This is a genomic window from Epilithonimonas sp. (assembly GCF_032055105.1).
Lineage (GTDB): Bacteria > Bacteroidota > Bacteroidia > Flavobacteriales > Weeksellaceae > Epilithonimonas.
This window is the reverse complement of record NZ_DAMBRK010000004.1, coordinates 1-12,023: the sequence shown is the minus strand read 5'-3', so window position 1 is coordinate 12,023 and position 12,023 is coordinate 1. Positions and strand designations below refer to the sequence as shown.

The 12,023-nt window shown below is 34.3% G+C and carries 9 protein-coding genes; 1 reads left to right on the top strand and 8 read right to left on the bottom strand.

Annotation, left to right across the window (positions count from 1 at the left end; all coding sequences use genetic code 11):
• Positions 1-76 precede the first annotated feature (76 nt).
• Positions 77-370: a GNAT family N-acetyltransferase gene (locus tag RTY06_RS04180; RefSeq protein ID WP_116033321.1), complete on the bottom strand. Its 294-nt coding sequence runs from the start codon at positions 368-370 to the stop codon at positions 77-79.
• Between the two features lie 117 nt (positions 371-487).
• Positions 488-1,699, bottom strand: a complete 1,212-nt coding sequence (locus RTY06_RS04175; RefSeq protein WP_312823044.1) for a DUF5103 domain-containing protein — start codon at positions 1,697-1,699, stop codon at positions 488-490.
• Between the two features lie 45 nt (positions 1,700-1,744).
• On the opposite strand from RTY06_RS04175, the gene RTY06_RS04170 reads away from it, so the two are divergent.
• Positions 1,745-2,383: an MBL fold metallo-hydrolase gene (locus tag RTY06_RS04170; RefSeq protein WP_312823043.1), complete on the top strand. Its 639-nt coding sequence runs from the start codon at positions 1,745-1,747 to the stop codon at positions 2,381-2,383.
• 83 nt (positions 2,384-2,466) lie between these two features.
• On the opposite strand, the gene pckA is transcribed toward RTY06_RS04170, so the two are convergent.
• From pckA to RTY06_RS04140, 6 genes are all read right to left on the bottom strand, one after another.
• A complete protein-coding gene (pckA, locus tag RTY06_RS04165; protein WP_312823042.1) occupies positions 2,467-4,080 on the bottom strand; it encodes a phosphoenolpyruvate carboxykinase (ATP) in 1,614 nt (537 codons plus the stop codon).
• A 118-nt stretch (positions 4,081-4,198) separates the two neighbouring features.
• Positions 4,199-5,101, bottom strand: coding sequence for a GYDIA family GHMP kinase (locus RTY06_RS04160; protein WP_312823041.1), 903 nt, complete (start codon positions 5,099-5,101; stop codon positions 4,199-4,201).
• A gap of 11 nt (positions 5,102-5,112) precedes the next feature.
• The gene (fabD, locus tag RTY06_RS04155; RefSeq protein WP_089769700.1) at positions 5,113-5,988 is read right to left on the bottom strand and encodes an ACP S-malonyltransferase; all 876 of its coding nucleotides are present in this window, start codon (positions 5,986-5,988) and stop codon (positions 5,113-5,115) included.
• A 123-nt stretch (positions 5,989-6,111) separates the two neighbouring features.
• Positions 6,112-8,115 (bottom strand): LysM peptidoglycan-binding domain-containing protein, encoded by a 2,004-nt coding sequence (locus tag RTY06_RS04150; RefSeq protein WP_312823038.1) that lies wholly within the window; start codon positions 8,113-8,115, stop codon positions 6,112-6,114.
• A 37-nt stretch (positions 8,116-8,152) separates the two neighbouring features.
• Positions 8,153-9,727 (bottom strand): bacillithiol biosynthesis cysteine-adding enzyme BshC, encoded by a 1,575-nt coding sequence (gene bshC / locus RTY06_RS04145; RefSeq protein ID WP_312823036.1) that lies wholly within the window; start codon positions 9,725-9,727, stop codon positions 8,153-8,155.
• A 263-nt stretch (positions 9,728-9,990) separates the two neighbouring features.
• On the bottom strand, positions 9,991-11,913 hold the full coding sequence (locus RTY06_RS04140; RefSeq protein ID WP_312823034.1) for a putative porin: 1,923 nt from the start codon (positions 11,911-11,913) through the stop codon (positions 9,991-9,993).
• Positions 11,914-12,023 lie beyond the last annotated feature (110 nt).

Below are 12,023 nucleotides of genomic sequence, written 5' to 3'. Positions count from 1 at the left end.
TTATTTTCCCAATATTATATTACATAAAACCGAGTCAGAAATGATTCGGTTTTTTTTATTTTTAATATAAAATTCATTAAGCTACAAAAACATCTTCAATATCTTGCTTTCGACTAAGAACAGAATGAGCATAAGAGCAATGAGCTTTGATAGTCCAACGATTTTTCCTTGCAAATTCTACAGATTTATCGACTAATTTTTTCGCTAATCCTTGACCTTCAAATTTTGGAAAAACCATCACATAACTTACAATTAACTTTTTGTTCTCAGGAACAATAGTATAAGTTAATCTACCAACTTCTTCCTCTTGGTTTTTCATTGTTATAAATCCGCCGTTTCCTGATTTTCTGTTTTCGAAGACTAACTCCATAAGATTTTTGTTTCCAGAAAGATAACCAAAAATGTTCCAAAATATTAGATAAAGCAATATTAAATTTTTACTTCTAAATACTTTGATTAAAAAAAAATAATTATAATCAAAACTTACTTATCGCACTGGCGTTCGGAACTCTCCATAACCAATCAAACCATCAAAGTTTCTACCGAATGGTGTATAATATAAGAAGGCTTGATAGAGATTCTCTGTCTGCCAAAAATTCCCATTGACTTCACCGTAATTCAGTTTTCCATCAGAAGCTTTTGTGGCAATTATGTAACTGTAAAAACCTTGTTTCAAATAGATTTTTGCGATATACTTTTGCGCTTTCTCATCATATTGCATTTGGCTTTTAGCATCAGCTTTATAATCATTAAACATTCCCAAGACATATAATTCCTTGTCCGATTTTTGACTGTCTAGAGCAAAATAAACCCAAGAATAATCGGCTTCTCTAGACGCATCTCTCTCAATCCCAAGATCATTTCTTCGGAAATAATAAGCGCCATTTACATCAGGTTGATACTGATAATCTCCTGGATAAGCCCAAACGGGATGAAGATAAGTGTAATTTCTACCATCAATATTTTCCGTATTGGCAACCATATCCATCGCCTGATTCATAATCTTGTTATCGAAATAATAAAACTCATTATTACCTGGAAAAGCCAATCCTAACTGTTGAAAAAGCAGTTGATTGCCTAAAGTAGAACTAGGACGCAGATTTTTAAGCGCAATTCCCCAATTATTATTCTGAATCACGCTTAACGATAATGACGAAAGATTATTAGTAATTCCTGCACCATTTCCGATAGCTTGTATTTCTAACCTTTGTTTCAGATTGGGATTTTTTGCATCAATGAATCTGGTAACATTAATCCCAAGATTGGCTCCGTCTTCATAAATAGAAAATCTTTTCTTAAATAACGGTTTGTCCTGAGAATCTTTGTAAACGATAATCTCATAATTTCCAGAGATTTTTGGTTGAATTTTCTCATTCGGAAAAGTCAATTCGTAGTGCGTATATTTTTGATAAGTATTGAAAGAATACTGAAACTGGTCAATCAAAGCATTCATACTTCCATTGGCATATTCTGTAAAGAAAAGTCCATCTTCTTCCCAATTTCTATTATAGTGTTTGTAAGTGTAACGATAGAGCTGGCTAGAGTTTGACAAATCATCAAATCTTAAAATAAGTTGCTCGCCTTGTGCAATAACAGCCGTTTCGTCATTAGTTTTTGGATTAAAAACTTGTACACCACTGATTTCTTGAGCCAAAGTAAATGAACTTAAAAAAATAAAAAATAGTCTAAATAACTTCATATCGCTAAGTTAATGTTTTATATTTTTACATTTAAATTAAAAAGAATGTTGCACGTAAAATCCTTTGCATTTAATCCATTTTCTGAGAATACATACATCATTTATAACGATGAAAAGGAAGCTTTTCTTATTGATCCGGGAAATATGCCCGAAGCTGAAACGGAAACTTTACATAATTTCATCAAAACGAACGAACTTAAAATCAAAAATATTCTTTTGACGCACGCTCATATCGATCATATTATTGGTTTGCAATGGGCTTATGATACATTTGATGTTCCGGTTTTGATTCATTCTGATGAAGTAGAGATATTGGAAAGAGCAACTTTCACAGCTAAGAATTACGGTTTCTTCTTCCCCGCTTTCAACGGAAAAACTGAATATATAAAAGAAGGAGAACAATTGAAATTAGGTTCAGATGTTTTTGAAATCTATGATGTTCCAGGACATTCGCCGGGAAGTGTTGCTTTTTATAATCAAAATAATGCATTTGTAATTTCCGGCGATGCACTTTTCCAGATGAGTATTGGAAGAACCGACCTTCACAAAGGTGATTATAATCAATTGATTTCAAGTATTAAAGATAAATTATTAATTTTGCCTGAAAATACGAAAGTCTACAGCGGACACGGAGAACCAACGACAATCGGTTTTGAAAAAGAACATAATCCTTTTTTGAAATAATTATTAAAATCAAACATTGTCAGGCTGAGGCTCTCGAAGCCCATTAATAAAAAACGCTTCCAATTTTGGAAGCGTTTCTATTTTTAGTCCTGACGAACTTCTGATAAAACCGGTCCCGAAGACACCAATTCCAGAGCTTCGTCATTATCTGTAAATTGTTCAAAATATTTAATATATCTTCCGGCCAAATCTTTAGCTTTTTTCTCCCAATCAGAATGATTTTCATAAGTATCTCTTGGGTCAAGGATATTTTCGGAAACATTTGGCAATGCAATTGGGAATTCCAAATTCATTACCGGAACTTTGTTTGTCTCTGCTTTATCAATACTTCCGTCAATGATTGCATCGATAATCGCTCTTGTCTCTTTCAGAGAAATTCTCTTTCCTGTTCCGTTCCAGCCGGTATTTACCAAATATGCTTTCGCACCGTGTTCTTTCATTTTTCCAATTAACGTTTTGGAATACATTGTTGGATGAAGTGTCAAAAACGCTTCTCCGAATGCCGGTGAAAAAGAAGGAGTCGGTTCTGTGATTCCCAATTCTGTTCCTGCTAATTTTGATGTATATCCGCAAAGGAAATGATACTGCGCTTGCTGGTCTGTCAAGATAGAAACTGGAGGTAAAACCCCAAATGCATCTGCTGACAAATAAATGATTTTACTCGCGTGACCAGCTTTGGAAGGCAAAACAATTTTGCTGATATGATAAATTGGATAGGAAACCCTTGTGTTTTCCGTAATCGAACCGTCAGCATAATCTACGTTTCCTTCATCATCTGTAACCACATTTTCCAACAATGCATCTCTTCTGATGGCGCCATAAATATCCGGTTCCTTTTCTTTACTAAGGTCAATCACTTTTGCATAGCAACCCCCTTCATAATTGAAAATACCATTATTATCCCAGCCGTGTTCATCATCGCCGATCAAATAACGCTTTGGGTCAGCAGAAAGTGTCGTTTTCCCGGTTCCTGATAGTCCGAAGAAAACTGCTACATCATCATTTTCGCCTACGTTTGCAGAACAGTGCATAGAAGCCATTCCTTTCAATGGAAGATAATAATTCATTATTGCGAACATACCTTTCTTCATTTCTCCGCCGTACCAAGTTCCGCCAATAATCTGCATTTTTTTGGTCAAATCGAACATTACAAACACTTCAGAATTAAGTCCGTGTTGTTCCCAATTTGGATTTACAGATTCGGAAGAGTTGATAACCACAAAATCTGGTTCTCTATAATTTTGAAGGTCATAATGAGATGGTCTGATGAACATATTCATCACAAAATGAGCTTGCCAAGCGACTTTTGTAACGAACCTTACTTTCAGTCTCGTATCCTCATTCGAACCACAAAATGTATCAATAACATAGATTCTGTCGCCGGAAAGGTCTTTGGTTACGATGTCTTTTAACTCATCAAAAACTTCGACTGTAGTTGGACGATTGATATTTCCGTCCCACCAAATCGTATCCTGAGTGATATTGTCTTTTACAATATATCTGTCTTTTGGAGACCTGCCGGTAAAAATTCCTGTTTTTACAGCTACAGCTCCAGACTTTGTCAAAACGCCTTTAGCAAATCCGGAATTACTCGGGTCCATTTCCGCCTGGAAAATTTCTTCGTAAGTTGGATTGTGTATAATTTCTTTGGGGTCAAAGATACCTTGAAGTTCGAGATAAGATTTTAGCTTGTCCATTTTTAATATTTTTTGAAGATTAAGGGTGTTGCGACAAATGTAAAAATATCAGCGAATTATAAAAGTTTTTATAAAATGACTTTAATCAGTTAAATAAAAATTCATATTCAATTAACAATCAACTAATTAAATCTTTCCAAGAAAATATTTTGGAAAAACCTTGCTTTTTGAAATAGTCTTGATAATCTCCAAATTTGGAAGCAAGAACAAAATCTCCTCCCCAAGCCCCCAAACTTTTGACGAAACTTGGACAATCTTGAAAATATTTTTCTTTTACAGTTGGAGTTCCGAGAAAATCGGACAGTTTTTGCTCGTGAATGGTCATTAATTCTGAAAATTCTTCCAAATTCTGACTATTGACAATCATTTTGGTTAATTTAGAATAGTCATTGATTAATTCCGTTGAAGTTGGCTTGGACTTGTAATGAGAAATTCCTTCTCGTGTATCTTGCTTTTGGTTGAGATGAATGAAAATCAATTCATCTTTGAAATTCGGTTGAAAATCAATCGTTTTATAAACTCTTTCAGGAAAACGGCTATAAAGAACTGCAGACTTTTCTTTGGCAACAGCAACGTCATAACCACTTCCACCTAAACTAATTTCATTAAGAATAAATGGGTCAATATTTGCCCATTCTGCAAGATTGTTCATCAAGGTAGAACTACTTCCTAATCCGAAGTCTGAAGGAAACTGAAGATTGGTTTTGACGTGATAAGAGGCATCACTTTTTAGTTTGATTTCAGAAAGATTCTGAACATTTTTGAGCGTTTTAAGAATGAATTCTGAAGCTTTGGAATCGTTAGTTTCAAGAATTTTCCAATTTTTATAATCAATTGTAGCCTTTAACCATAATTGATTCTGATGATAAGCTTCCCAAAAAATTAATGACTCTTGGTCTTCATTTTCTGTATAAAAAAGCTCTTGTCCCAGCTTCGTTGGAATAGCTAGAACAAGAGCGCCATCAACAGCAACATATTCTGAGGTAAGCATTAACTTGCCCGGTGAAAATATCCTGCTCATTTGTTGATTATTTATATTGCAGATGCAACACTTACTTCCGGATTAATTTTCTTAATCAAACCTTGAAGTGTTTTTCCAGGTCCAACTTCTATAAAATTGGTTGCGCCGTCTTTTATCATATTTTGCACACTTTGAGTCCATTTTACAGGACCAGTCAACTGAGCAATCAGATTTTTCTTGATTTCTTCCGGGTCAGAAACTGCAGTAGTTGTAATGTTCTGGTAAACCGGAATTGTTGCTTTACGGAATTTGGTTTTCTCTATCGCGGCAGCCAATCTTTCTTGCGCAGGCATCATCAATGGGGAATGAAAAGCGCCGTTTACGGGCAACAACAAAGCTCTTTTTGCTCCGGCCGCTTTCAAAGCTTCACAAGCTTTCTCAACAGCTGCTGTTTCGCCAGAAATCACCAATTGTCCAGGACAGTTGTAATTTGCAGGAACAACGATTCCTTCGATTTCGGCACAGATTTCTTCAACTTTGGTATCTTCCAAACCAAGAATTGCAGCCATAGAACTTGGATTAATATCGCAAGCCATCTGCATTGCTTGTGCTCTTTCGGAAACTAATTTCAATCCGTCTTCGAAAGATAAAACGCCGTTAGCAACCAAAGCGGAAAATTCACCCAAAGAATGTCCAGCAACCATTTCTGCGCCCAAACCATTAGCTACTTTTACAGCAGCAACCGAGTGTAGGAAAATAGCTGGTTGAGTTACGCTGGTTTTTTTAAGATCTTCGTCTGTTCCGTTGAACATCACAGAAACGATATCAAAACCAAGAATATCATTGGCAGAATCCATCAGGTCTTTCACATCTTTTCGGGAATCGTAAAGTTCTTTTCCCATCCCGACAAACTGTGAACCCTGCCCAGGAAATACAAGTGCTTTCATATATTTATAAATAATAATTGATGAATTATAAATGATTATACCATCAATGTTTTAAATTTTATTTTATCTCTAATGTCAAAGCGAATCCTGAATCAATTATCATTAATCGCTTATCAACTATAATTATTGCATCAATCTCACAACTCTGTAACCGTTGTTGATGTAAGCGCCATTTGGTTTTGCTTTTACAAATTCGAATTTTGTAGCCAACTGTGTTTGAGATTTACCGATTTGTTTGAAAATTTCTCCTTTTTTGTTTTCTCTTGTCAGCATATCGTTCATCACATCAAAACCGATTACGGCATATTTTGAAGGCGTTTTACAATATTTGCCTTTGTAAGCTGCAAGAATTTCTTTTTCGAAATCTCCGTCATAATTGATTTTTCTATCCATTAGATAAACCAAACTCGCTTTTGAAAGGTCATCTACATTTTTCTCAAAACTTGGACTATAAAACATACTGAACGCTTTCACGCCTTCTGTTTGTTTTCCAAGAGCTATAACTTTTGATGCAAATGCATTTCCAGCAGACTCATCGTCATCAGCCAAAATAGCGATCACTGGAACCGATTGTCCCGTCATCATATTATTTTCTAACTGAATTTCTGATGAAGAATTAACAATAACTACATTAGGTTTTGATAATGATTTTTCTAAACCAGCTTTAATCGCATTTGCGTTTGCTTTAGAATTATCTGCAACGATATAGATTTTTTGGTCTTGATAAACCTGACCAACTTCTTTTACGATTCTGTCTGAATAAACTGAATTTTCAGTTTCGATGATAATCAAATTGCTGTAATCAAAAAGGTCTTCTGAATTCGCAAAAGGTGCAACTACAGGAATTTTTTTATCATTTACAAACCTTAGAACTTCAAGAACACTTGATTTGAAAAAAGGTCCAACTATTAAATCAGTATTTTCAGGATTGATTTGAGAAAGACTGTTTTTGAAAGTCGTTTCGTTTCCCGCATCTACAACTTTGATGTCTAGTTTTTGTCCGTTGTTTGCATTTCTCTCAGCTGCTAATTTTGCACCCGTCAAGAAATCGATAGACATTGTTCTGTACTTCGCATCGTTGGCATCATATCCGAAAGGCAACATCAAAACAACACTCAAAACATCCCCGCTTTTCTTAGAATACATCGGGTCTTGTTTCTTGATTTTCAAAGTCATTCCGGCTTTCAAACCATCAGAAAGATTTGGATTAAGGCTAATTAATTGGTCAAGCGTAACATTAAATCTGTTCATAATACTGAACATAGTATCGCCACTTTGAACCGTATAAGTCACATAATCGTCTTCTGAAGAACTCAAATTTGAAGTTTTTACAGGCTCGGAAACAGTTGTCTGAGTTGTGGTTTTTGTAACTGGAGCCGAAGTTGTATTGCTTTGAGAATTATCTTCAACTTTGATAGAATTAGAAGAAGTCGTAACAGAATCAGAACCAGAAACTCTGATTGCTTCTCCCGGTTTCAAACCTGCTGTTTCCAATCCCGGATTCAAAGCAAATAACTGCTTTTGAGTCAGGTTGAATTGTCTCGAGATTTTATAATAATTATCCTTTGCCTGAACAACGTATAAATCTTTATCAGAAGAATCGGTTTCAGTTTTAGTCACTGTTTTTACTTCAGTCGGTTTTTCCGTCGTAGTCGTTGTAGTCGTTTGAACAACAGTTGCAGGTACAGAACCTCCAAATTTCTGAATATTATCTAATGGCAAAGTAATCTTATCCCCGATTTTCATATGAGAATCTAACTCAGGATTCAGTTTTCTAAGGTCAGCCTCAGAAATTTGATACTGCTTTGTAATTCCGTAGATGGTTTGCTTTGGCTGTAAAGTAATGGTTCCCGTTTTACCTGTTTTATTTACTGAAGTTGTAGCAGCAGGCGTTGAAGCTGAAGTCGTTGTTTTTGAACTTCCACTTTTTGAAACCACAATGACATCGCCAATTTTAAGACCACCTTCTTTTTTGGAAGGATTCAATTGATACAATTCATCAATCGTGATACCATATTGTTTAGAAATCCCGTAAGGCGTTTCCTTTGGTGCAACAGTGTGGGTTTTCTGTGCCGAAAGCCCTAAAAAGCCGATAAGTCCTGATAAAATGAAAATCTTTTTAACCATCCTTTTTTTATATTGCTACAAAAATAATGCTTTCAGATTAAATGGAAGAAATTATCAGTTCCGATTTTTGAACATCCATCTGTTGATAACTATCGGCAATCCATTGCTTACCAAGATCTGCATAGAACACACTGAAATTCAACACTCTTTCCTGCCAAGTTCCGCCTGTGTGGACTTTCAAAAATAGATTTTGCATCTGTTCGAATTTCTCCGATTGCTTTATTTTCTCTGCTTTCAAAAGACGTTTTTGCATTCTTTTGAAAGACTTTAATTGTCTCGTTTCCTCTGCATTCACAAGGTTTACAAAAGTTTTATCTGTTTGTTCTGCCTTTGTTTTTATTTCTGAAAACGAATTAATCAAATCTTGTTCTTTTTGCTCAAGAAGTGATTTGATTTCGTTGTTGTCTAATATTTTTTGATTGATGACTTCAGCAAAATTCCCGAAGAAATCTTCAATCTTCAATCCTGAGTTTTCAATTTTTCTAAAGGTTTTTTCTTCCAAAAACAACATTGAGTTTCTTGGAATCAAAATTGGAAAAGTAAGATTAATGTATTCGAAATAATCTTTGAGTTCTATCCAATACATAATCTCAGCGTTTCCACCAACATACGCCAGATTTGGCATTATCTTTTCCTGATAAGCCGGACGAAGAACTGCATTTGGGCTAAATTTTTCGGGATGATTTTCCAGTTCATTTAGAATCTCTTCTTCTGAAAATTTCAAATCTGTGTCAAGAATGAAATATTCATTGTTAATTTCCTCTATTCGGTTTCTGGTTTCTGTTAAATAAAAGAGATTGATTTCTCTCGGATTGACTTGGACTTTGCCATAATTATCTTCGAGAAATTGTCTTTGATTTTTAGTCGTTTCGAAAAGTTGGTTTGATAACAATTCTTTTCTGAAAATATCTTTAACCTGATTTTTCAGTTCTTTTTCATTTCCATCAATTGTCAATAATCCGTAATCCGAAAACAATTGATTCACCAAATACCGAATCGCTTGCGTATGTGTTTTTCCTTTTTGATACGCTTTTTTAATCCAAAGAATCAATTCGGTTCCGTAAAGATTATCTTTGAATTCTTTCTCAAATTCCTGAATGAAAAAAGTTTCATCGATTTTTACATTTCCAACATCGCCACCTGCATTTCCTTTGATTTCGTAATAATGTTCACGCGTTTTGAAATGATTGATTTCATCGAAATCGTGGTCTTCCGTTGCCATCCAAAAAACAGGAACGAAATTGAATTCCGGGAAATTAGATTTTAAAAACTCAGCCGTTTTGATAGTCTGCAAAATCTTGTAAATAAAGAAAACCGGACCTGTAAACAAGTTTAGCTGATGCCCAGTTGTAATAGTGAAAGTATTTTTATCTTTTAAAGAAAAGAGAAATTCCAATTGTTTTAGAGACATCTGTTCTTCTTGATTCTGAGAAAAAATCGCATTATGAAGAACTTCTCTTTTGTCATCAGAATATGAATTTTGTTTTTCTGAAATCTGATTTTTGAAATTCTCCAAGTCAAAAACTTTTCCTTGAAATTCTTCCAGATTTTTTTTCAGAAAGTCTTTTACCAATTTGGGAATGCTGTCTATATTTTCGAAACCGATGGTCATTTGGTTGGTACTTTTTAAATTTTTAAACGCAAGGTTCGCAAAGTTTTTTTTTTAACAACTAACTGTTTTTAAGATACGCAAAGGCGTTTCACTCAGCAAAATTTTGATTTATTTACAAATGTTGTTTTTATACTGTAACTGCAGCCCGACTTGAGCGGAAATCCTTTTTTGCTTATTCATCAAGTTCTATTTAAACTGAAATCGTCTGCAAAAAAGATTGGGAGCGGAAGGCGGATAAAGCTGCCATAATTATTCTCACAAAATTAGTGGAAAAGATACCAAACTACGCCCAAATTCAATCGAAAATCATAAATAGGGTAATTTGGCGCCGTGAACGACTTGTTCTGCATAAAAGTCTGATTGATATGCTGACCTTCTACATAGAAAAACATTCTTTTCACTTTCATATTAATGTAAACATCAGCAATCGGCTGCCCACCAATTGAATACGCGTTTGTTCCAGGCAAAATATATTCATTAAGAATTGGCGAATATTCTCTTGAAGCAAACTTGGTGAAGTAATATAATTTAACTCCCGCTTGGATTTCTGCTGCTTTTTTGAATGCCGGAGCTTGATAATATAAATTAACGCGACCAATAAAATCGGGCATCGGTAGAAGATTATCATTCGTCAAAGCTTTTTGAAACAATACTCTTCCGTTCAAATGAAATTTTCTGTAGTTAGCAGTTGCTTCTCCTCCAATTTGAGAAATATTGAGCGAAGATGAACTCTGTTGCGGTTTAGCTGAATTATCAAAATAAGTGTAATTGTCAATTCTATAATAATCAACGAACAATTTTGTGTTGAACCATTTCGCCAATTTCAAAGTTCCACCGATTTGGGTTACGGCTTCGTTATTTGGATTTTGTAGATAATAGTTATAATTGAGATAATGCGAAGAATTCACGAGATAATTGAAACTCGGGTAAGCTGACTGAAAATTAACTCGTCCTTCTAGCAAATAATCTTTGATTGGTTCGAAAATAAATTCATTAGTTGTTTTGATGTAATCTCCAAATTCGGAACCTTTGGAAATTTCCAAGAAAGATTTCAGTTTGATTTTGTCTAATAATTTGATTTGTAAATTACCAACCGCTCCAATTCTCTGCTCTTTGAACGAACCAGGAATTCCTAAAATTGGATAAGCATTTTTGTTACCAAAATTCAATGATTGATGACGAAATCCTGCATCTAGCTTAAATTTTTCATTATTCCAAACTAGACTAATTGTGTTACTTAGATTATTGGATACTTTTTTGCTTCCAAGAGGAAATCCTGTGATATCTGTACCTCCAAAGAAATCTACATTTGTTGATGTTTCCGAGAAATAGTATTTATTTCCTTGATGAAAAATTGTATGCCTTAGCTTAAAAGGATATTTTGCTGGGTCAAAAGGAGAAAATTCTTGACTGAAATAATACCGTCTATAACCATACCTAGATTCTACTCCCGACAAGTTGGTTTCAACGTTTTGTCTATTGTTTAAGTCAGAATCACCACTAAGGAAGGCATAGATATCTGCCACTCCTCCATTTTCTTGATTGTTGACATTCTGATGGATATAATGTGCATAAGCCTCATATTTTCCATTTTTAGAAGTATAATGACCGCTGAAAATTGTATTATTACTAGATGCTAAACTATTAGTATAAAGACCTTGTGATCTAAGTCCCATATACTCTATAGCAAAGTTGAAATTCTTCCCAACATTTTGCGTATAAGTTGTTTGGAGCTGCCCGCCATTTTTCATAGCATTATTATAGAAAAATGTCGTGGTTGGGGTTTTTACATCATAATAATTGATATCATTTTCACCTATGATGTAAAAGGATTTGTTTTCAGGGAGAAGACTTAGATTTTGCTCGCTACTTTTTTCATACATCAAATTTTGGAATCCGGAGCCAATGTTAGATGACTGAATTTTTCCAAAATTATCTTGCTTATTATATTGAGTTACCACATAAGACCTCTCAATTGTAAATGTTGTATCATAGATTTTCTTTTCAGAAAATCTTTTTTTCACTTGGTAATCATTGATTGTAGGCTTATAAATCTCCAATGAATCTTTTTCTCCCGAATCTACTTTAATTGTATCGGAGGAAATTTTATTGGAGTCAGTTTTGTTTATCTGTTGTCCATTTATAAAAATACTAAAAATGAATGACAGGAATAATAAATATTTCATCAAGGAAATTTGTCTACAAAAATACTAATTATACTGAAATAAAAAACCCTGCAATATTGGACTGCCCCCAAAAAGTTATACACTTTTTAGGGGCATTTTTTATGAGAAGA